Origin of the sequence: Mesorhizobium sp. M6A.T.Cr.TU.014.01.1.1 (genome assembly GCF_004022765.1) — a bacterium.
Taxonomy (GTDB): domain Bacteria; phylum Pseudomonadota; class Alphaproteobacteria; order Rhizobiales; family Rhizobiaceae; genus Mesorhizobium; species Mesorhizobium mediterraneum.
In genome coordinates this window covers 46,994-66,603 of record NZ_RZPG01000019.1, presented here as the reverse complement: position 1 = coordinate 66,603, position 19,610 = coordinate 46,994, and the positions used below count along the sequence as shown (strand labels likewise).

The following is a 19,610-nucleotide window of genomic DNA, read 5'->3' as shown; positions in this document are numbered from 1 at the left end:
AGAAAAAGGCCGGTCATTCCCGGCCTTTTTAACGTCTGAGATCAAGCTACAAGCCTGCCTCGGCGAAGATAAATCGGAGTCGCGCCTCGACCGGCGCCAAGGGCAACGGGATCAGCTCGTAGCCCAATTCCGTGTAGACACTGGTGAGCGCATGATAGGTGCGTTCGGCCTCGTCGAGGGTCTGCTTTCGCTCGCTGTCCTGCCGAAAGATCTCCGGCCAAGGTGGTGCGATGAAGACATGACTGGCGTAGCGGAAGCGTTCGGCGGCATTCCTGACGTGGCCGGGCACCGGCAGGCCAGTTAGCCTGATATAGCCAAGGGTGTCCGGCACGCCGCGATCGAAGAAGACGGGGCCGTTCTGTTCGAGCGCTGCGTGATACGAACGCATTTCCCAGGACAGCATCAGTTCGGCGAACAGTGCCGGATCTTGCCAGGGCAGGGCAAGGCCGCCTATCGCCGATTGGTCGCGGATAATGCTGCGTCCGGCTTCGGGCGAGGTGGCGAGGCCGGCCGTCCGCAAGGCTTCGATCAATGTGGTCTTGCCGGAACCCGGACCGCCGGTCAGCACGAAGAATCGATCGGAATCGTTTTGCATTCTTTTGGTCCTTTGGATGAATGCGGCAGCCCGCACTTGCCAGCAAGACAGCTTCGCGACGGGGCGCAGCGCAAGAAGCGCGGCCAACAAGCCTGCTGCCGTCATAATATCGAAAGGGGGAAATCGAAGGGGGAGAAGTGGAGGTTTCTGTTGCCAGGTACCTCCGAACCCCGCCTAGAAGTGCGAACCACTAGGGCTTGAATTGAAGCTATCGCACCGCTTACGCGGCGAGACGTGCTTCCGCATAGTTGTCGTTGGCAACTATAAGTTTAGCCCGATAACGGTGGTACAATGCCGGGCAAAAGTACGATCTTTACACCTTCGTCGATCCTATTTCGCCCCCAGCAAAAGCCGCTCTTCAACAAGAGCGGTTTTTGGTGGAGGCGCCGGGTACCGCCCCCGGGTCCGAACGGCTTATTTCATCGCCTGTTTATCGCCATAGTCGGTCAAGCCGACCAAACAGATATAGGGACCGATCGTGGAAAATGAAAGGCCTCAATGATGCTTTGTCGCTGAGTCAAACGGCATCGCGAAGGCTTGACTTGTGAACGGTCTCAACCGAAGCTTTGCGGCGGTGAGGCGTTACCGACTTAGCGCACATTTTGCGGCAGCGCGCCACAACCCTCATCGACCGGATCCCGTGGCGCCGACGAGGGGAAATTTGATGGCCGATTATTTCGCAGACGTAAAGAAGTACGACGCCGCGGCAGATGCCGACGCGGTCGCCAAGATCGTGAAGCATTTGGGCATTGCGCTCAGAAATCGGGATTCCTCGCTGGTGTCCTGCACGGATCCCAAGGAACTCGATCGCGTCAAGGCCAACTGGGTTGCCAAAAAGCTCGGCATCGCCGACGGCAGCAAGGCGGACGCGGCCATCGAAAAGACCTGCAAGGCGATGGAGGCCGACAACACCAAGAGCCGTGTGACCTTCTATTACCTGGTCGCCAAGGACCTGGGCAAGCTCGCCAGCCTCTGAGGATCATCCTGCAGCGGCGGATGCTGGCGCGATTTTCGCGCCAGCCCCAGAGTGTAACTGTTTGTTGGAGCATTCTGCGCTTTAATATGTTCGGCCGGCAGCCAGTCGGTTATGATGGCCGGTAACCCGAATCGAGCCGAAGCCGATGCGCCAATATCTCGACCTCTTGAAGCACGTGCTGGAAAACGGCGCCGATCGCGGCGACCGGACCGGCACCGGAACGCGCTCGGTGTTCGGCTACCAGATGCGCTTTGACCTTGCGCGCGGCTTTCCGGTCACCACCACCAAGAAGCTTCATCTGAAGTCGATCGTGCATGAACTTCTGTGGTTCCTGGCGGGCGACACCAACACTAGATATCTCAACGACCACGGCGTCTCGATCTGGGACGAATGGGCCGACGAGAATGGCGACCTCGGCCCGGTCTATGGCAAGCAATGGCGCTCTTGGCCGGACGGCCATGGCGGCGCCATCGACCAGATTGCCAATCTCTTGAAGGAGATACGCAAGAATCCTAATTCCCGACGGCTGATCGTTTCGGCGTGGAACCCGGCCGAAGTGGAAGCCATGGCGCTGCCGCCCTGTCATTGCCTGTTCCAGTTCTATGTCTCGGAGGGCAGGCTCTCCTGCCAGCTCTACCAACGTTCCGGCGATATCTTTCTCGGCGTGCCGTTCAACATCGCTTCCTACGCGCTGCTCACTCTGATGGTGGCGCAGGTGACGGGGCTGAAGCCCGGCGATTTCGTCCATACGCTGGGTGACGCGCATCTTTATGCGAATCATTTCGAGCAGGCGCGCGAACAGTTGCGCCGCACGCCCAAGGCGCTGCCGACGCTATGGATCAATCCGGAGGTGAAGGACCTCTTTGCCTTCCGCTTCGAGGATTTCCGGCTGGAAAACTACCTCGCCGATGCGACAATCAAGGCGCCGATCGCGGTGTGAGCCGCAAACATCGGGCTTTTCCCGATCCTGTCTCAAATCGCTCGGCTGCTGTCCGTTCGTCGATGCCGACCACGATATCCGATGCTTTGACCTACGGCACCGGCCCGCAACGTTGCGCTGTATCCACCTCAATTGATCGTAAGCGGTGCCAACAACACGCAATGCCATTGACCGGGCCACTAACTGAGCCATTGTCCGGGCTAAGTCTGGCAAAAAGCCTTCCCTTGTTATATTCACGTGGATATATCGATTGTCAGGCTCGCGCCGATCAGATTTTCAAATCCGGGAGAGTTTCATGCTGGTGCGCAAGGGTTTCGGATTGAAGGCGGCTGCCATTGGCGGTCTCACGACGATGTTGATCGCCGCCATGCCGGTTGCCCATGCGGATGACAGACTGATCGTCTTCGCCGCCGCAAGCATGAAGAACGCACTGGATGCCGTGAACACTGCCTGCGAGGCCGATGTCGGCGAGGCGGCAACCATTTCCTATGCGGCAAGCTCCGCATTGGCCAAGCAGATCGAGGGCGGCGCGCCGGCCGATGTCTTCATCTCGGCCGACCTCGACTGGATGAAATATCTGTCCGACAAGAAGCTGACCAAGCCGGATACCGAAGTGAAGTTGCTCGGCAACCAGATCGTGCTGGTGGCGTCGAAGGATTCGTCGGTCGAAACCAGGATCGAGACGGGTTTTGATCTTGCCGTGCTGATCGGCGACGGCAGGCTTGCCATGGGCGATTTCAAGGCGGTGCCGGCCGGCAAATATGGCAAGGCGGCCCTTGAATCGCTCGGCGTCTGGTCCTCGGTGGAAGGCAAGGTGGCGCAGGCCGAGAATGTGCGCGCCGCGCTCAAGCTGGTTTCGACCGGCGAGGCAGCGCTCGGCATCGTCTACGCCACCGACGCGCACGCCGAGCCCGGCGTGAAAGTGGTCGGCACCTTCCCAGAGGATTCGCATCCGCCGATCGTCTACCCGGTTGCCCAGATGGCGGATTCGAAGGACAAGGACACGCCGGCATTCCTGAAATGCCTGCAGTCCGCCAAGGCTGGCGAACTCTTCAAGGCGCAGGGTTTCACGGTCCTTACGCCGAGCAACTGAGGCACGACGCCAAAAGATGAACTGGCTGCTGGACCTCACTCCCGACGAATGGAATGCGGTCCGGCTGTCCGTCAAGGTGGCGACAGTGGCGATGATTGCCAGCCTGCCGCCCGGCATATTGATCGCGCTTGTGCTCGCCCGTGGACAATTCTGGGGCAAGACGCTGCTCAACGGGCTGGTGCATCTGCCGTTGATCCTGCCGCCGGTGGTTGTCGGCTATCTGCTGCTGCTCTCCTTCGGCAGGCGCGGCCCGGCCGGGGCCTTTCTGGCCGAGCATTTCGGCATTGTCTTCTCCTTTCGCTGGACGGGTGCGGCACTGGCCTGCGCTGTCATGGGCTTTCCCTTGATGGTGCGGGCGATCCGGCTGTCGATCGAGGCGGTCGACCGCAGAATCGAGGCGGCAGCCGGAACGCTTGGCGCCAATCCGCTGTGGGTGTTCGGGACTATCACGCTGCCGCTGATCCTGCCCGGCCTGATCGCCGGCGCGATCTTGTCTTTCGCTAAGGCGATGGGCGAATTCGGCGCAACGATCACCTTCGTTTCCAACATCCCCAACGAGACGCAGACGCTGCCATCGGCGATCTACACGTTCACGCAGGTGCCGGGCGGCGATGCCGGCGCGCTCAGGCTGACGCTGATCTCGATCGTCATCTCGATGGCAGCACTTGTCGCGTCGGAAGTGCTGGCGCGGCGCGTCGGCAAGCGGATGGATACCGAATGACGGTCGTGGTCGATATCAGCCATCGGCTTGGCAATTTCGAGGTCGACGCCCGCTTCGAGAGCGCCGGGCGGCTGACCGCGCTGTTCGGGCCCTCGGGCTCCGGCAAGACAACGCTGATCAACATGATTGCCGGCCTTATCCGGCCCGATAAGGGGCGGATCGAGGCCGACGGCCGCGTGCTGGTCGATATTGATGCGCGCCTGTTCGTGCCGAAGCACAAGCGCCGCATCGGCATGGTGTTCCAGGATGCGCGGCTGTTTCCGCATATGAGCGTGGCCAGCAATCTGCGCTACGGCCACTGGTTCACGCCCACGGCGGAACGCTATGCGGACATGAATGCGGTGGTCGAACTGCTCGGCATCGGTCCTTTGCTCGACCGGCGGCCGGCGAACCTTTCCGGCGGCGAGAAACAGCGCGTGGCGATCGGCCGGGCGCTGCTCGCCAGCCCGAAATTGTTGCTGATGGACGAGCCGCTGGCTTCGCTCGACGAGGCCCGCAAGGCAGAAATCCTGCCTTATATCGAGCGGCTGCGCGACGAGACGAAAATCCCGATCGTCTATGTCAGCCATTCGATCTCTGAGGTGGCGCGGCTGGCAAGCGACGTCGTTGTGCTGGCGCGAGGCAAAGTCGCTGCTTGCGGCCCGACCGGGGCGATCATGCAGCGGCTCGACCTGTTGCCGGCAGAAGAGCGCGGCGAGGGCGGCGCGGTGCTGGACACCGCGGTGCTGCGCCACGACGAAGTCTTTGGCATGACCGTGCTTGGCTCTGCGGCGGGCGAGATCCGCGTGCCGCTTCTGACAACGCCGGTCGGCGCGCTGGTGCGCATCCGCATCCGTGCCCGCGATGTGATGATCGCCACCGGACAGCCGACGGGCCTCAGCGCGCTCAACATCTTGCCGGGCACGATCGTGGCGATAGAACCGGGCGAAGGGCCTACGGTCGAGATCGGCATCGACTGCAATGGCGCAACCGTGATTGCCCGGATCACCGAGCAATCACGACAGAGGCTGAAACTTCAGCTCGGTCGAAAAGTCTACGCGGTGGTCAAGACGGTAAGCTTCGACCGGGCGAACACAGGCGCCGGCTTGCCTGTCGAGGCGGATGGATAACGGGCGGATGGTTGTCGCTATATCGATTTGGAATAGCGGTATCGCTGGAGAGGTTCTAGTATGGCTGCGGCGTGACTGCGGAGGAGTGGAATGCCGTCGCTGAGCTTGCGGATAAACCTCGATCCAGAAGGGCGCATCGGGCCGGGCAAGATCGAGCTCCTGGAGCAGATCGCCGCCTTCGGCTCGATCTCGGCTGCGGCGCGCGGCATGGAAATGTCCTACAAACACGCCTGGGATCTGGTCGAGGACATGAACCGGGTGTTCGGCAAGCCGCTGGTCGCGGCGCAGACCGGTGGGAAAAAGGGCGGCGGCGCCCAGTTGACCTCGGTGGGGCTCGCGGTGGTCAGCCGCTTTCGCGCCATCGAACGGGCTGCGGCTTCCGCGGCGGCGCCGCATATGGAGGCACTGCAGGCGGAGATCGATGCCGGGTGAGGTCGGTGGAGTCTGTGCCGGCCAAGCCTACCCCTCCTACTCCTCAGGCTCGCCGGGCTTGCGCAGCAGATAGGTGTCCATGATCCAGCCCTTTTTCCGGCGGGCTTCCTCGCGTGTCTTCGCGATCTCGTCGCCGACATCGCCGAGGCGGCCGGAAATCAGGATCTCGCCGGGCGTGCCGAGATAGGCGCCCCAGTGGATGACGAGGTCCTTGTCGTCCAGCGTGTTGAAGGCGCATTTGCCGTCCAGCATGACGACGGTGCTGCCGGCATTGTCGGGCAAGCCTTCCTCGGTGAGCCGACGGCCGGTGGTGATCTGAACCGCATCGCCGATGCGGTTCAGCGCGGTTCTGTGGCTGGCGGCGAGCGCCTGGACAGCGGTGATGCCTGGGATCACCTCGAGCTCGAACTCGACATTGCCTCTCATGCGCACGCGCTCCAGGATGCGCAGCGCGCTGTCGTAGAGCGAGGGATCGCCCCAGATCAGGAAGGCGCCGCAGCCATTTTGCGAAAGCTCATCGCGGATCAGGCCTTCATAGATCGCGGCGATCGCCTCGTGCCAGTCGTCGACGGTCGAGCGATAGGAGGGGGCCGGCTCGGCCCGCACCGGCACGTCGAACTCTACGCGGCGCGAGTTTGGATTGGTGACGAATCGGTCGCAGATCTGGCGGCGCAGTTCTGCGAGATCGTTCTTCTTCGCGCCCTTGTCGGGAATGAACAGCACCTCGGCGCGGTTCAAGCCGTCGATGGCCTGCACGGTCATGTGGTCGGGATTGCCGGCGCCGATGCCGATGACGAGAAGCTTGCGCATGGCCGAACTCCTGCCCGATCGGAACGTCGGTGTCCAGACAAGCCTGGCAAGCGCCGACGAGTGCGCGGAAGGGCTTTGAAACTCCACATTGAAACGGCTAGAGTCATACCGGCATTCTCGCCAAGGGAGCTTCCATGTTCCGTTATGTCCTGACCGCAGCGCTGGCGCTCTCGGCCACGCCCGTATTCGCCAATGATTCAATCGCCGAATTGGGAACGGGCGGCCTGATCCTGTCGCGCAGCGACGCCGTCGCGATGGAGAGCGAGGATCTCTATATCTCGCCGGAAAAGGTGACGGTCGACTATGTCTTCCGCAACAACACCGACAGGGATGTCGACGCGATCGTCGCCTTCCCGATGCCCGACATCGAAGGCGATCCCAACGAGATGCCGGCGATTCCCGACGGTCAGAGCGACAATTTCCTCGGCTTCGAGGTGACGATCGACGGCGTGGTGGCAAAACCGCAGCTTGAGCAGAAGGCGTTTGCGCTCGGCATCGACATCAGCGCCGATCTGAAGGCGCATAACGTGCCGTTTTACCCGTTCGGCGACGCGGCCAAGGCGGCATTGGCAAAGCTGCCGCAAGCGGTTGCCGACGACTGGGTCGATCGCGGCCTTATCATCGAGGACACCGCCGACGACGGTTCGGGCATGAAGACCGTCTACGTGCCGTTCTGGCAATTGCGCTCGACCTATTGGTGGCGCTCGACCTTTCCAGCCAACAAGGCAGTCCGCGTCGCCCACCGCTACAAGCCGAGCGTTGGCGGCACCTCCTCGGTCAGCTTCTTCTATGACGGCCAGTTCCAGGGCCAATACGCCGCCTATAAGACCCGCTACTGCATGGACCAGACGTTCGAGAATGCGATCCGCAAGGCAGCGAAGGGCAATCCCGACGGCACTCCGAGATATTTCGAAAACCGCATCGCCTATATCCTGACCACTGGCGGCAACTGGGCGACGGGCACCATCGGCAAATTCAAGCTGACTGTCGACAAGGGCGACCCGAAGAACCTGGTCTCGTTCTGTGGCGAAAACGTCAGGAAAGTCGGGCCGACGCGTTTCGAGATGACGGCGCAAAATTTCTACCCCGAGCGCGACATCGACATTTTGCTGCTGGTGCCTACCGATAGCGGCGATGGCGGGAGCGGTGGCTGATGGACGTCGCGATCTATGTCGCCATCGCCGAAAACGGCGTGATCGGGCGCGACGGCGGTTTGCCGTGGCGACTTTCCAGCGATCTCAAGCGGTTCAAGGCCGACACGATGGGCAAACCTATCATCATGGGCCGCAAGACCTATGAAGGCATCGGCAGGCCTCTGCCTGGGAGGCTCAACGTCGTGGTCACCCGCGACAAGACCTGGCGCGCCGAGGGCGTCGAAGTCGTGCATTCGCTCGACGACGCGATCGGTCTGGCGAAGGTGCGCGGGCGCTGCATGGCAGGCGCCGACGAAATCTGCATCATCGGCGGCGGCGAGATCTATGCCCAGGCGCTGCCGCTGGCCGACCGCTTGCATGTCACCCATATCCTTGCCGCGGTCGACGGCGACGCGCATTTCCCGCCTATCGACCCGGATTCGTGGCGCATCGTCCGCTCGCAGGACATTCCTGCCGGTGAAAAGGATAGCCATGCGACACGCTATTCGGTTTACGAGCGACGCCGCGACGTGCATTGAGAGACGATAAAGGGTCGCGACGGTCCAAAACGGACGGTGACGACGACCGATCGCGTTGAAAGCGCGCCGTCGCGTCCCTATAGAAGAACCATACTGGATTTTTGCGTCGTCAGGCCGGCGCGTGAGGGAGCGAAAGGACATTCATGCCCTGGAATGACAAAAGCGGCGGAGGCGGCGGCCCATGGGGCGGCGGCAACAATCCAGGACCCTGGGGGCAGGGACCAAAGGGGCCAAGCGGTCCGCAGGGCTCGCCTCCCGATCTCGAAGACATCATCCGGCGCGGCCAGGACAGGTTGCGGCGTGCTTTGCCGGGTGGCGGTGGCGCAAGCCCAGCCGTGTTCGGGCTGATCGCGGCAGCGCTTGTCGTGCTGTGGGCGTTCAAGGCGGTTTATACCGTGCAGCCCGACGAGGTTGCGGTCGAACTCAGATTCGGCGTGCCAAAGGCTGAGCTCTCCCAGCCAGGCCTGCATTTCCATTGGTGGCCCATTGAAACGGTCGAGACCGCCGTCATCGCCGAACAACTCGTCGACATCGGTGGCGGCACGGCCTCAGGCAACGGTTCAGGCCTGATGCTCTCTGGTGACCAGAACATCGTCAATGTCCAGTTCTCTGTGGCCTATCAGGTCTCCGATCCTCGGGCCTATCTGTTCGACGTGTCCGATCCCGATGGCATGCTGCGGCAGGTCGCCGAAAGCGCCATGCGCGAAGCGGTTGGTCGACGGCCGGCGCAGGACATCTTCCGCGACGATCGCGAGGGCATTGCGGCGTCAGTGCGCGAAATCATCCAGACGACGCTGGACGGCTATAAGGCCGGCCTGAACGTCAACGCGATTTCGATCGAGGATGCCGCACCGCCGCGCGAAGTGGCCGATGCCTTCGACGAGGTGCAGCGCGCCGAACAGGACGAGGACAAGTTCGTCGAGCAGGCCAACCAGTATTCCAACCAGAAGCTCGGCCAGGCACGCGGCGAGGCCGCACAGATCCGTGAGGAGGCGGCCGGCTACAAGAACCGGGTCGTGCAGGAGGCCGAAGGCGAGGCGCAGCGCTTCATCTCGGTCTATGACGAATACGCCAAAGCGCCGGATGTGACGCGCCAGCGGCTTTATCTGGAAACGATGGAGAGGGTTCTGAAGGATTCCAGCAAGGTCATTATCGAGCAAGGCAACGGACAAGGGGTTGTTCCCTATCTGCCGCTGCCGGCATTGCAGCAGAAGGCGCCGGCGCCGGTCCTCGGAGGAACCCAGTGATGGCCAACCGTCTTCCCATCATCGCCGTCATCGCAGCGGTCATCCTGTTCCTGCTTTATTCGTCGGTCTTCGTTGTCAATGCGCGCCAGCAGGCGCTGGTGCTCAGGTTCGGCGAGATCGTCGACGTCAAGAGCCAGCCGGGCATCTATTTCAAGGCGCCGTTCGCCTTCTTCGATGCCGACAGCGTGCAGTTGATCGAAAACAGGGTGCTGCGCTTCGACCTCGACAACATCCGCGTCCAGGTTTCGGGCGGCAAGTTCTATGAGGTCGACGCCTTCATCGCCTATCGGATCTCGGATCCGCGCGTATTCCGCTCCGCTGTGTCCGGTCAGATCGAGCTGGCCGAGGCACGATTGAGGACGCGTCTCGACGCCGCCTTGCGCCGTGTTTACGGTCTGCGCGACTTCGAGGCGGCGCTCTCGGAAGAGCGAGCCGTGATGATGCGTGAAGTGCGCGATCAACTGAGGCCCGACGCCACGTCGCTCGGCCTGCAGATCGAGGATGTCCGCATTCGCCGAACCGATTTGACGGCGGAAGTCTCGCAACAGACATACGACCGCATGAAGGCTGAGCGTCTGGCCGAAGCCGAGCGGCTGAGGGCGCGCGGCAACGAGGCGGCGCAGCGCATAAGGGCTCGCGCCGACCGCGAGGTGGTGGAGATCGTCGCCGAGGCACGGAGGGAGTCTGAAATCCTGCGTGGTGAAGGCGAAGCTCAACGCAGCGCCACCTTCGCGGACGCCTACCAGCGCGATCCGGCCTTCTTCGGCTTTTACCGGTCGATGAATGCCTACGGCACGGCGCTGGATAATACCGGGACGACGATGGTGCTGTCGCCGAATTCGGAATTCTTCCGTTTCTTCCGCAACCCTGCCGGCGCGGATACACCGACAGCGCCGCCCGCAGCATCTGCTGCGCCGGCAGCGCAGCCAGGCACCGGCCAGTAACGGCCGGTGCAGGATTTTCTGGCGGCAATAGGCTTGGTTCTCGTCGTAGAGGGCCTGGTCTATGGCGGCTTTCCTGGCCTCGCCAAGAAACTTGCCGGCGAAGTTCTGTCGATGCCGGAGAGTGCGCTGCGGATCGCCGGGCTGATCGCAATCGCCGTTGGCGTCGGCATCGTCTGGCTGGTGCGTGGTGGGTGACGTGATCGGACTATGATTTCGGATAACGGAGGATTTATCCTATGCCGATAGCCATAGCCGCAAACGTGCCGTATTTCTTGCCAACATGACTCGACGCAGCGTTTTCGGCGAGCGCTTTTCCTTTCTGAGACACCGGGAGACTTCTCGATGACATCCAACAGCTTTTTGCGCGCGGCGAGGCGGACGTTCACTTCGGGTGCTGCAGCACTTCTTATTGGCGCCGCTACCGTCCCGTCGCTGGTGACGCCGACGGCCGCCGCGGATGGCCCGGCTTCGGTCGCCGATCTCGCGCAGGGCCTGCTGGGTGCCGTGGTCAACATATCGACCTCGCAGAGGGTGAAGGGCACGGAGGGGCCTGGCGCGGTGCCGATGCCGCAGCTTCCAGAGGGCTCGCCCTTTCAGGATTTCTTCGACGATTTCTTCAAGAACCGTCCCGGCGAACAGGGCGATCGCTCGCAAAAGGTGCAGTCGCTGGGCTCCGGCTTCGTGGTCGACGCCGAGCAGGGCATCGTGGTGACGAATAACCACGTGATCGCCGATGCCGACGACATCGAGGTGAATTTCTCAGACGGCGTGACGCTAAAGGCGACGCTGGTCGGCACCGACACCAAGACCGACGTGGCGGTGCTGAAGGTCGATCCGAAAGGGCACAAACTGACGGCGGTGAAATTCGGCGATTCCAGCAAGATGCGTGTTGGTGACTGGGTGATGGCGATCGGCAATCCGTTCGGCCTTGGCGGCACCGTAACGGTGGGCATCGTCTCGGCCCGCAACCGCGACATCAATTCCGGTCCCTACGACGATTTCATCCAGACCGATGCCGCGATCAACCGCGGCAATTCCGGCGGACCGCTGTTCAACAGCAGCGGCGAGGTAATCGGCATCAATACGGCGATCATCTCGCCGTCCGGCGGCTCGATCGGCATCGGCTTTTCCATTCCCTCGCAGCTCGCGTTGGGCGTCGTCGACCAACTCCGTCAATTTGGCGAGACGCGGCGCGGCTGGCTCGGCGTGCGCATCCAGCCGGTGACGGACGACATTGCCGAAAGCCTGGGCATGGCGACGGCCAAGGGCGCGCTGGTCGCTGGCGTCATCAAGGGCGGACCCGTCGACAACGGCACCATCCTGGCGGGCGACGTCATCATCAAGTTCGACGGCAGGGACGTCAATGAAATGCGCGACCTGCCGCGTGTCGTCGCGGAAAGCTCGGTCGGCAAGGCTGTCGACGTGGTCATCGTGCGCAAGGGTGTCGAGCAGACCGTGAAGGTGACGCTCGGCCGGCTCGAAGATGGCGAAAAGCTTGCCAGCAGCGAGGACGGCAGCACCGATCAGGACAATGGCGACAAGGCGCCTGCCGTTTCGACGGCTTCCGTGCTCGGCATGACCGTTGGCGAGCTCAACGACGAGACGCGGACGAAATTCGGCATCGCCGCCGAAGTCTCCGGCGTCGTCATCACCGAGGTCACCAAGGATTCGGCCGCCGCCGAACGCGGCATCCAGGCCGGCGAGGTGATCACCGAGATCGCGCAGGAATCGGTCGCCACGCCCAAGGATGTCATGGACCGGATTGCCGCATTGAAGGAGCAGGGACGCAAGAACGCCCTGCTGATGCTGGCGTCGAAGACCGGCGAGTTGCGGTTTGTGACGATCCGGATGGATTGAGTCTGGTAGCTTCACAGGCACGTTGAAACATCCCATGGGATGTACTATTTTGACCTGTGAAGCGGATCGCATTGGACACAAACGTTCTGACCGCAGGTCTGCGCAGCAGGAATGGTGCGTCATTTGCCGTTTTGCGGTTGGTCGCAAATCGACAGCTTTGCCCATTGGTGACAACAGCACTGTTTCTTGAATATGAAACCGTGCTGACCCGCCCTGAGCAACGGGCAATTCACGGATTGTCGCTTGCAGATCTGGATCGTTTGCTGGCCGGCTTCGCTGTCTTGGCAGAGCCGGTCGAACTGCACTTTCTCTGGCGCCCGCAATTGAATGATCCGAAGGATGAGATGGTGCTTGAGGCAGCGATCAATGGTCGGGCAGACGCATTGGTCACTCACAATCGCCGCGATTTTGTGAATGCGGCAGGCCGTTTTGAAGTTCCAGTCGTCAGCCCCGCCGAATTGTTAGAAGGATTTCGAACATGAGCAAGGCGACTTATCCGTTGAAACTTCCCTTGTCGATCAAGGAGGCGGCTGCACGTCTGGCAAAGGCTGATGGTGTGTCGCTGAACCAGTGGATCGCTTCGGCTGTGGCGCAAAAGGTGGGAGCCATGGAGACAGCGGCCGATTTCCTGCGTCGACGGGCTGGTGATGCATCGGGCGATGATTTCTCGAAAGTGCTCGATCGCGTCGGCGTCAAACCGCCGCAACCCGGCGACGAGCTTCCGTTTGACAAGCACTGATTAGGGTCGGTTTTTTCGCCAATCCTTGGCTGTCAGCCTGTAGAACACATGCTGCTTGAGCGCGGCGTGGCTGTCCGGAATGCCGGGGTGGTCGAAATCGCTGGCCGGGTCGGCGATCATGCCCAGGCGCTTCATGACCGCGGTGGAACGGTGATTATCCCTAACGGCGAAGGACACGATTTCGTCGAGGCCAAGCGTTTCGAAGCCATAGGCGAGCCACGCTTCGGCCGCCTCGGTGACATAGCCATGGCCCCAGAATTCGGGCGCCAGCCGCCAGCCGATCTCGACGGTGCCGGCGGGCAGGAAGGGCAAATGATCGGTATCGAGGAGGCCGACGAAGCCGATGCATTGGCGCGTTTCAATTATCTCGGCGGCAGCGAAACCGTAGCCATCCTCGGCGATCCAGGCGCGGAACTCGTCCATTTTGGCGTCCGCGGCAGCGCGGTCGCGGCGAAATGGAAAGAATTCCATGACGCGTTCGTCGGAATTGATCCGGTGGAAGAGCTCGCGGTCGCGATCCTCCCAGTTGCGCAGGATTAGCCGCTCGGTGCGGATCGGCGTCACTCTACAAACTCCTCCCGCCGGTAGCCCTGCAGATAGAGAAGCGCGGTCAGGTCGCCGTGGTCGATGCGGAATTTTGCCTCCGCCGCCACGACAGGCTTGGCATGAAGTGCCACACCCGCGCCGGCAAGGCGGATCATGTCGAGGTCGTTGGCGCCGTCGCCGACAGCAATGGCGTCTGCGGTCGTCAGCCCCAGGCGGGCCGAAATCTCGAGTAGCGCATCGGCTTTGGCGGCGCGCCCCAGGATCGGCTCGGCCACCAGCCCGGTGAAGTGGCCGCCCTGCTCGATCAGCCGATTGGCGCGGTTCTCCTGAAAGCCGAGCATGGCGGCGATGCGTGCGGTGAAGACGTTGAAGCCACCCGACACGAGCGCAGTCCATGCGCCATTGGCGCGCATGGTCTGGACAAGCGCGCGGCCGCCGGAAGCCAGCGTCAAGCGGTTGGTGATGACGTGGTCGACCACGGCAGTGTCGAGGCCTTTCAGCAGCGCCACCCGCTCGCGCAAGGCCGGCTCGAAAGCGATCTCGCCATTCATCGATCGCGCCGTGATGGCGGCGACGTAATCCTTGACGCCGATCTCGTCGGCAAGCTCGTCGATGCACTCCTGATCGATCATCGTGGAATCCATATCGGCGATAAGGATTTTCTTTCGCCTTGCCTCGACCTGCTGAACGATCACGTCGACCGGTTCGGGTGCGAGCACGGCGCGCAGGCTGGCGGTCGTTTCAGCGGCTCCGGCCGCCTCGGGCAAAGCGAATTCGCAGGCGATGCTTTCGGCCAGCCAGCGAACAGTGCTTGCGCCGACCGACCGTGACGCCATATTCGCAAGCGCCGGCGACAATGCGCGGCCGGCGGGATGGGATACGAGCGTGGCGATCAGCGGCATCGAAAATTCCGGCGGGCAGGCGGGCGAGGGCCGCGTTGAGAACGCGATCCTGATAGCCGGGCCGACCGCCAGCGGCAAGTCCGCTCTCGCGCTCGATCTCGCCGAGCGCAAGGGCGGCGTCATCGTCAACACCGATTCCATGCAAGGCTATTCTGTGCTCGACGTGCTGACGGCGCGGCCGACCGCTGCCGAACTCGCTCGCGTCCCGCATTATCTCTACGGGCATGTTCATCCCTCCATCGCCTATTCCACCGGCGCCTGGCTGCGCGACGTGATGAAGCTCATCGACGAGGGCACGCTCTCAGAGCGGCCGGTGATTTTCGTCGGCGGCACCGGGCTTTATTTCCGGGCGCTTGCGCAAGGCATTTCGGAAATGCCCGACATTCCGCAGCCGATCCGTGACCGCTGGCGCTACGAACTCCGGGAGCAGGGCGCGGCCAAGCTTCACCGCATCTTGCTGCGCGAGGATTCCGCAGCAGGCATGATGCTGAAGCCGACCGATGGCCAGCGCATCGTGCGGGCGTTGGAGGTGCTCGACGCGTCAGGCCGTTCCATCCTGGAATGGCAGGCGGCGCGCGGCCGGCCGTTGATCGACAGGGACAGCGCACGCTTCTTCGTGATCGAACCGGACCGGGCGGCGCTGGTGGAGCGGATCGAGGCGCGGTTCGACCGCATGCTGGAGAAGGGCGCCCTCGATGAGGTCAAACAGCTCACCAGCCTTGGTCTCGATCCCGATTTGCCGGCGATGAAGGCGATCGGCGTTCGCGAACTCCAGGCCGCAATGGCCGGGGAGTTGAGTTTTCCCGAAGCGATCGGGCGCGCAAAGATCGCGACGCGACAATATGCCAAGCGCCAGGCGACCTGGTTCAGGCATCAGTTGGGTCCGGAATGGCTGAGACTGCGCCCCGGTGATCGTGTGGGATCCACGATCTCGGATCCCCTTTCCAGTGCAACCTGAAAAGTTGATCTTGGGGGGAGACTTCCCGTCGAAGTTGTCCTAGTTAACCGTCCGTAAGGCCCTCCATGCCATAAGGTCTGTGGGAATTTTCCAACGGGGAGCAGATGCGTTTTCACAAGGCGGAATCAGCCTTTTTCGTCTTCATCTTCGTGATCCTGGCCGCCGGCCTGGTGACGCTTCACGCCTATGGGCTTCTGCAGGCCTTCGCGGCCGAGAGTGTTACGCCTTCCGGGGTTGAGAAGATCATCTATCTCAACAAGCTGTTGTTTGCGACCGGCGTTCTTTTGGCGACTGCACTGTTCTTCGGCATTTTCTTCATCTACCCACTGATCCGCAAGCAGGCGACGGAAGAAGGCAAGCTGCGCGCCATGACGGTTTCACTCAGCGCCCGTTCGGAAACGCTGGAGCATGCGGCGCTGACCGACAGCCTGACCGGCATGCAGAACCGGCGCTATTTCGACGATGCACTGAAGGAATATCTCGAGGAATTCCGCCGCATCGAGAAGCCGGTCGGGCTGATGATCCTTGATCTCGACCATTTCAAGCAGGTCAACGACACCCACGGCCATGATGTCGGCGACGAAGTGTTGCGGGCGGTCGCCAATTGTCTCAAGGACATGACGCGCTATCACGACGTGGTTGCGCGCCTGGGTGGCGAGGAATTCGCAGTAGTCACCCCCAACATGGACGCCGAACTGCTGTCCAAATTCGCCGAGCGCATCCGCAAGGCGATCGCCAACATGTCGATACTGTCAGGCAATGTTCGCCTGAAGATCACCACCAGCGTCGGCCTCGCCGTCTGGGATCGCAAGGAAACCGCCGAAGAATTCTATCGCCGCGCGGATCGCCAGCTTTATGAGGCCAAGAGGCAAGGCCGCAACCGCGTCTGCGCCTGAAATCCCTGAGAAGAATTCATGAGGCCGGCCGACTGACGCAGCTTTCTGCGCTACTACAGCGCCGCGCGTCCTTTGGACGCGCAAAGGATGCTGTAGCACTTTTAGTTTGCGCATGATCCTTTCCGAAAATCGATTCCGATTTTCGGGGTCATGCGCGTGCTCACGGACTCGAATGTCCGCTCCGCTCCGGTTCTCGTCATTCGATTCGGACTGATGAATTCCCTTCCGGGATTTATCCAAGCTCCGAGACTGACAAAGTCTTCAGGATTTATTCGCTGCTGGGCTCAATCGTTCTGCGGGCGCAGGCCGAAGGTTGCGGGTTTCAGGCCATAGCGCATGTCGAAATCGTCGTCCGGCTGGACGCGTGCGACAGTCGGGGCGGGTGGCTTGCGATAGTTGGGATCGCCGGCCTGCCGGTTTGAATCGACGACTTCGGCGAAGGCCATCGCCTGCTGCGGTTTTGGCACGTTGCGTAGCCTTTCGACGATCGCCACCAGATCGACATCGTTGCCGATCTCGGACGGCAAGGCTTCCTCGCGCTTGGCCGTGCCGGGGATCAGATCCGCGGACAGTTTTTCGAATTTCAGCCGCATGGTCGTCGCCACGCCTTCCCCGAAGGCGATGGCTTCGCGCTGGCCCATCGAAGACAGGAACGCCAGCGTCGAGGCCGAGGAATCGGCGATCGCCGAGCGGACGATCGCCTGGTCCTGCTCGTTGGCGAGCCGCATGGCGAAGAAGGTCGAGCACTGCGACAGGATGGTGGGATCGAGCTCGCCCGGGCGCTGGGTAACGACACCAAGATAGCAGCCATATTTGCGGCCTTCCTTGGCGATGCGCGACAGCGCGTGCCGGGTCGGTGCAAAACCGAGGCGCGGATCGGCCGGCATATAGCGGTGGGCTTCCTCGCACAGCAAAAGCAATCGCAGCCGGCCTTCGCTCCACAACGCTAGGTCGAAGGCCAGGCGCGCCAGCACCGAGCAGACCGAATTGACCACTTCCGACGGCATGCCGGCCATCTCGAAGCAGGTCACCGGGCGACCGTGATGCGGCACGCGAAAAATATTGCCGATCGTCTCGTGGATAGTGTCCTCGATCAGCCGCGAGTTGAACATGAAGCGGTAGCGCGGATCCGAGGCCGCCGATTCGATGCGCGTCTTCAGCGATTTGAGAGTGGGGCGGTCGTTCTTGCTTTCCAGCAGTCCCATGCGCTCGTCGATCTGCTTGATGAGATCGACAACGCGATAGGGCACCGGCGTGTCCGCGGTCAGCGCATCGCTGCCGCGCCTGAGATAGCCGCCCGAATTCGGATTGCGGTACAGGTTCTTGGCGGCGGGTATGAGATCGCGCAAGGCATCGATCTCTTCCGGCACGGTCTCGCGGCCGCGAAACAGCACTTCGGCAAATTCCTCGAGCTTGAACATCCAGAAGGGCAGGTCCAGCGTCGTCGAATCGACCCTGACGCAGTGTTCGGGCAAGGATGCGGCGAACTCGTTGTGCGGATCGAGGATAAGGACGCGCAGGTCGGGCCGGGCGGCGATCGACTTGCGCAAAAGCAGCGAGACGGCGGTGGATTTGCCGACGCCGGTGGTGCCGACAATGGCGAAGTGGCGCGCCAGCGTGTCGTCGATGGCGATGTTGGCGTCGATCGCCTCGTCCTGTGACAGCGTGCCGATGGTTATCGAATGACGTCCGGCGAGATCATAGACCGCCTGCAGGTCGCGGCTGCGAATGCGGTGGGCGATGGCGCCGATATGCGGGTAGGTGGTGATGCCGCGGTCGAAAATCGGCTTGGCGCCGGGCTCGGCGCCGTCGCGCACCTCGCCGATAAGCTCGATGCTAACCTCGATCGGGTTCTGGCCTTCATTGCTCCAGGCGCGATCCGACTTGCCGATCTCGTAGACCAGGCCGACCGTTCGCGTGGTGCCAAGATTGATGGAGATCATCTTGCCGACGCTCCAATGGCCGGTGACCGTGCCTTCGACATCGGCGGCATAGGCGCTGATGGTGGCGCGCGCTCCGTCGCACTGGACGACATTGCCCAGAATGCGCTTGTCGTTCTGCTCCGCCTTGCGGCGCTCCTGCAATGTCGGCTCTCCAACGGAGGCTTCGCGGTCGACGAACATGGACAGGCTGCTTCCTATTTCCCCAGGCGATCGACCTTACCTCGGCGGGGTTAAGGTGGGGTGAGGTCGGATGGTGTAGGGGGCATTAAGCCATTCGCGAAAATTGAACCGATCGGCCCCTTGCTCGAATCCGTAATTTCGATATACCGGATTAATGACTGTTATAGCGAACGATATCTCCTCGACCATCGGCAGAAGAATACGCGCCGAAAGGGCTTTGAAGAACTGGTCACTGGCGGAGCTCGCGGACCGCTCCGGCGTGTCTAAGGCCATGCTCAGCACGATAGAGCGCGGCAAGACGAGCCCGACCGCAGCACTTCTGGTGCGCATCGCAGCGGCCTTCGGCATGACGCTTTCCACCCTCATCGCGCGGGCGGAGTTGCAGGGCGGCGGGCTGCTTCGCCAAAGCGATCAGCCGGTCTGGCGCGATCCCGCCACCGGCTATATCAGGCGGCATCTTTCGCCGGTCTCGGACATGCCGCTCGAACTGATCCGGGTGCAATTGCCGGCGGGAGCCAAGGTGAGTTTTCCGGCCGCGTCCTACGCCTTCATCAGACAGCAGATCTGGCTGATTTCCGGACGGCTGGAATTCACCGAGGGCGATGTCGTGCATAGTCTCGAACCCGGTGACTGCCTGGCGCTTGGCGCGCCGTCGAATTGCACCTTCCATGCTCCTGGACCGGACGCCGCCGACTATTTGGTTGCGCTGGCAAGAGGCTGAACGCATGGCACGCCGTCCCAAACGCTCCGACAATGGGGGACCGCCACTCGACGACTACAAGGGCCCCCCATGGGGCAAGGGCGACCCTTATATCTTCCTTGCCTGGCAGGCTGCGCATGCCAAGGCGTGGAAGGCGCCGAGCCGCGACGTGATGCTGATGCGGATGGAAAAGGCCGAGCGGCTGGGCCTGACCTATGAGGAATATACGCTCGAAATCCTGGAACGCGGGCTGCATCTGCAGCCAAAGGACACCGATCGCATCGCCGCGATCAAGGCAGCACGAAAGCGACGCCGAGTCAGTCGTCTGGATTGACGGCTGGAACACGCAG

The 19,610-nt window shown here is 62.1% G+C and carries 23 protein-coding genes and 1 other RNA gene; 18 read left to right on the top strand and 6 right to left on the bottom strand.

Going from position 1 to position 19,610, the window contains the following annotated elements:
- Positions 1–46 precede the first annotated feature (46 nt).
- Together EN885_RS21365 and ssrA are read right to left on the bottom strand one after the other, a co-directional pair.
- Positions 47–595, bottom strand: a complete 549-nt coding sequence (locus EN885_RS21365) for an AAA family ATPase (RefSeq protein ID WP_095483372.1) — start codon at positions 593–595, stop codon at positions 47–49.
- A gap of 136 nt (positions 596–731) precedes the next feature.
- Positions 732–1,090: a transfer-messenger RNA gene (ssrA, locus tag EN885_RS21360) on the bottom strand.
- Positions 1,091–1,259: 169 nt separating this feature from the next.
- On the opposite strand from ssrA, the gene EN885_RS21355 reads away from it, so the two are divergent.
- The 6 genes from EN885_RS21355 to EN885_RS21330 all read left to right on the top strand — a co-directional run bounded on the left by EN885_RS21355 (position 1,260) and on the right by EN885_RS21330 (position 5,866).
- Positions 1,260–1,571 carry a DUF2853 family protein gene (locus tag EN885_RS21355; protein WP_095483373.1) on the top strand — a complete coding sequence of 104 codons (312 nt, stop codon included), beginning with the start codon at positions 1,260–1,262 and terminating at the stop codon, positions 1,569–1,571.
- Between the two features lie 145 nt (positions 1,572–1,716).
- Positions 1,717–2,511 (top strand): thymidylate synthase, encoded by a 795-nt coding sequence (locus tag EN885_RS21350; RefSeq protein ID WP_095483374.1) that lies wholly within the window; start codon positions 1,717–1,719, stop codon positions 2,509–2,511.
- Positions 2,512–2,809: 298 nt separating this feature from the next.
- Positions 2,810–3,604, top strand: a complete 795-nt coding sequence (modA, locus tag EN885_RS21345; protein ID WP_095483483.1) for a molybdate ABC transporter substrate-binding protein — start codon at positions 2,810–2,812, stop codon at positions 3,602–3,604.
- 16 nt (positions 3,605–3,620) lie between these two features.
- Positions 3,621–4,325, top strand: coding sequence for a molybdate ABC transporter permease subunit (modB, locus tag EN885_RS21340; protein WP_095483375.1), 705 nt, complete (start codon positions 3,621–3,623; stop codon positions 4,323–4,325).
- Positions 4,322–5,434: a molybdenum ABC transporter ATP-binding protein gene (gene modC / locus EN885_RS21335; protein WP_128243756.1), complete on the top strand. Its 1,113-nt coding sequence runs from the start codon at positions 4,322–4,324 to the stop codon at positions 5,432–5,434. Before modB ends, modC begins: the two co-directional genes overlap by 4 nt.
- 90 nt (positions 5,435–5,524) lie before the next feature.
- On the top strand, positions 5,525–5,866 hold the full coding sequence (locus EN885_RS21330; RefSeq protein ID WP_095483377.1) for a winged helix-turn-helix domain-containing protein: 342 nt from the start codon (positions 5,525–5,527) through the stop codon (positions 5,864–5,866).
- 36 nt (positions 5,867–5,902) lie between these two features.
- Here the strand turns inward: EN885_RS21330 and cobF are convergent, their stop codons facing one another.
- Positions 5,903–6,676 (bottom strand): precorrin-6A synthase (deacetylating), encoded by a 774-nt coding sequence (gene cobF / locus EN885_RS21325; RefSeq protein ID WP_095483378.1) that lies wholly within the window; start codon positions 6,674–6,676, stop codon positions 5,903–5,905.
- A 134-nt stretch (positions 6,677–6,810) separates the two neighbouring features.
- Here cobF and EN885_RS21320 point away from each other — a divergent pair, with 134 nt between their 5' ends.
- The 8 genes from EN885_RS21320 (at position 6,811) to EN885_RS21285 (ending at position 13,135) form a co-directional block, all read left to right on the top strand.
- The gene (locus tag EN885_RS21320; protein ID WP_126105932.1) at positions 6,811–7,830 is read left to right on the top strand and encodes a DUF4424 domain-containing protein; all 1,020 of its coding nucleotides are present in this window, start codon (positions 6,811–6,813) and stop codon (positions 7,828–7,830) included.
- A complete protein-coding gene (locus EN885_RS21315; RefSeq protein ID WP_126105933.1) occupies positions 7,830–8,348 on the top strand; it encodes a dihydrofolate reductase in 519 nt (172 codons plus the stop codon). The genes EN885_RS21320 and EN885_RS21315 overlap by 1 nt, the downstream gene beginning before the upstream one ends.
- 143 nt (positions 8,349–8,491) lie before the next feature.
- Positions 8,492–9,595, top strand: a complete 1,104-nt coding sequence (gene hflK, locus EN885_RS21310; protein WP_126105934.1) for an FtsH protease activity modulator HflK — start codon at positions 8,492–8,494, stop codon at positions 9,593–9,595.
- Positions 9,595–10,539, top strand: a complete 945-nt coding sequence (locus EN885_RS21305) for a protease modulator HflC (protein WP_126105935.1) — start codon at positions 9,595–9,597, stop codon at positions 10,537–10,539. The genes hflK and EN885_RS21305 overlap by 1 nt, the downstream gene beginning before the upstream one ends.
- A 6-nt stretch (positions 10,540–10,545) precedes the next feature.
- A complete protein-coding gene (locus EN885_RS21300) occupies positions 10,546–10,734 on the top strand; it encodes a DUF2065 domain-containing protein (RefSeq protein WP_126105936.1) in 189 nt (62 codons plus the stop codon).
- A 147-nt stretch (positions 10,735–10,881) separates the two neighbouring features.
- Complete coding sequence (locus EN885_RS21295) at positions 10,882–12,396, top strand: DegQ family serine endoprotease (RefSeq protein WP_126105937.1); 1,515 nt, start codon at positions 10,882–10,884, stop codon at positions 12,394–12,396.
- 71 nt (positions 12,397–12,467) lie between these two features.
- Complete coding sequence (locus EN885_RS21290; protein WP_245493120.1) at positions 12,468–12,878, top strand: putative toxin-antitoxin system toxin component, PIN family; 411 nt, start codon at positions 12,468–12,470, stop codon at positions 12,876–12,878.
- The gene (locus EN885_RS21285; RefSeq protein ID WP_095483386.1) at positions 12,875–13,135 is read left to right on the top strand and encodes a pilus assembly protein HicB; all 261 of its coding nucleotides are present in this window, start codon (positions 12,875–12,877) and stop codon (positions 13,133–13,135) included. The genes EN885_RS21290 and EN885_RS21285 overlap by 4 nt, the downstream gene beginning before the upstream one ends.
- Here the strand turns inward: EN885_RS21285 and EN885_RS21280 are convergent, their stop codons facing one another.
- Positions 13,136–13,699: a GNAT family N-acetyltransferase gene (locus EN885_RS21280; protein ID WP_095483387.1), complete on the bottom strand. Its 564-nt coding sequence runs from the start codon at positions 13,697–13,699 to the stop codon at positions 13,136–13,138.
- A complete protein-coding gene (gene serB, locus EN885_RS21275) occupies positions 13,696–14,583 on the bottom strand; it encodes a phosphoserine phosphatase SerB (protein ID WP_128243758.1) in 888 nt (295 codons plus the stop codon). Before serB ends, EN885_RS21280 begins: the two co-directional genes overlap by 4 nt.
- On the opposite strand from serB, the gene miaA reads away from it, so the two are divergent.
- On the top strand, positions 14,573–15,541 hold the full coding sequence (gene miaA / locus EN885_RS21270) for a tRNA (adenosine(37)-N6)-dimethylallyltransferase MiaA (protein WP_128243790.1): 969 nt from the start codon (positions 14,573–14,575) through the stop codon (positions 15,539–15,541). The genes serB and miaA overlap by 11 nt on opposite strands.
- A 104-nt stretch (positions 15,542–15,645) precedes the next feature.
- Positions 15,646–16,437 carry a GGDEF domain-containing protein gene (locus tag EN885_RS21265; protein WP_095483389.1) on the top strand — a complete coding sequence of 264 codons (792 nt, stop codon included), beginning with the start codon at positions 15,646–15,648 and terminating at the stop codon, positions 16,435–16,437.
- Between the two features lie 284 nt (positions 16,438–16,721).
- On the opposite strand, the gene EN885_RS21260 is transcribed toward EN885_RS21265, so the two are convergent.
- Complete coding sequence (locus EN885_RS21260) at positions 16,722–18,560, bottom strand: ATP-binding protein (protein WP_128243759.1); 1,839 nt, start codon at positions 18,558–18,560, stop codon at positions 16,722–16,724.
- Between the two features lie 154 nt (positions 18,561–18,714).
- Between EN885_RS21260 and EN885_RS21255 the strand changes: the two genes are divergently transcribed.
- On the top strand, positions 18,715–19,281 hold the full coding sequence (locus tag EN885_RS21255) for an XRE family transcriptional regulator (protein ID WP_128243760.1): 567 nt from the start codon (positions 18,715–18,717) through the stop codon (positions 19,279–19,281).
- Positions 19,282–19,285: 4 nt separating this feature from the next.
- A complete protein-coding gene (locus tag EN885_RS21250; protein ID WP_095483392.1) occupies positions 19,286–19,594 on the top strand; it encodes a hypothetical protein in 309 nt (102 codons plus the stop codon).
- The last annotated feature ends 16 nt before the right edge of the window (positions 19,595–19,610 follow it).

Bases quoted from the DNA above. Each gene is read 5' to 3' on its own strand.
- EN885_RS21365 (WP_095483372.1), bottom strand. From the start codon at position 595: ATGCAAAACGATTCCGATCGATTCTTCGTGCTGACCGGCGGTCCGGGT.
- EN885_RS21355 (WP_095483373.1), top strand. From the start codon at position 1,260: ATGGCCGATTATTTCGCAGACGTAAAGAAGTACGACGCCGCGGCAGAT.
- EN885_RS21350 (WP_095483374.1), top strand. From the start codon at position 1,717: ATGCGCCAATATCTCGACCTCTTGAAGCACGTGCTGGAAAACGGCGCC.
- modB (WP_095483375.1), top strand. From the start codon at position 3,621: ATGAACTGGCTGCTGGACCTCACTCCCGACGAATGGAATGCGGTCCGG.
- modC (WP_128243756.1), top strand. From the start codon at position 4,322: ATGACGGTCGTGGTCGATATCAGCCATCGGCTTGGCAATTTCGAGGTC.
- EN885_RS21330 (WP_095483377.1), top strand. From the start codon at position 5,525: ATGCCGTCGCTGAGCTTGCGGATAAACCTCGATCCAGAAGGGCGCATC.
- cobF (WP_095483378.1), bottom strand. From the start codon at position 6,676: ATGCGCAAGCTTCTCGTCATCGGCATCGGCGCCGGCAATCCCGACCAC.
- EN885_RS21320 (WP_126105932.1), top strand. From the start codon at position 6,811: ATGTTCCGTTATGTCCTGACCGCAGCGCTGGCGCTCTCGGCCACGCCC.
- EN885_RS21315 (WP_126105933.1), top strand. From the start codon at position 7,830: ATGGACGTCGCGATCTATGTCGCCATCGCCGAAAACGGCGTGATCGGG.
- hflK (WP_126105934.1), top strand. From the start codon at position 8,492: ATGCCCTGGAATGACAAAAGCGGCGGAGGCGGCGGCCCATGGGGCGGC.
- EN885_RS21305 (WP_126105935.1), top strand. From the start codon at position 9,595: ATGGCCAACCGTCTTCCCATCATCGCCGTCATCGCAGCGGTCATCCTG.
- EN885_RS21295 (WP_126105937.1), top strand. From the start codon at position 10,882: ATGACATCCAACAGCTTTTTGCGCGCGGCGAGGCGGACGTTCACTTCG.
- EN885_RS21285 (WP_095483386.1), top strand. From the start codon at position 12,875: ATGAGCAAGGCGACTTATCCGTTGAAACTTCCCTTGTCGATCAAGGAG.
- serB (WP_128243758.1), bottom strand. From the start codon at position 14,583: ATGCCGCTGATCGCCACGCTCGTATCCCATCCCGCCGGCCGCGCATTG.
- EN885_RS21265 (WP_095483389.1), top strand. From the start codon at position 15,646: ATGCGTTTTCACAAGGCGGAATCAGCCTTTTTCGTCTTCATCTTCGTG.
- EN885_RS21260 (WP_128243759.1), bottom strand. From the start codon at position 18,560: ATGTTCGTCGACCGCGAAGCCTCCGTTGGAGAGCCGACATTGCAGGAG.
- EN885_RS21255 (WP_128243760.1), top strand. From the start codon at position 18,715: ATGACTGTTATAGCGAACGATATCTCCTCGACCATCGGCAGAAGAATA.
- EN885_RS21250 (WP_095483392.1), top strand. From the start codon at position 19,286: ATGGCACGCCGTCCCAAACGCTCCGACAATGGGGGACCGCCACTCGAC.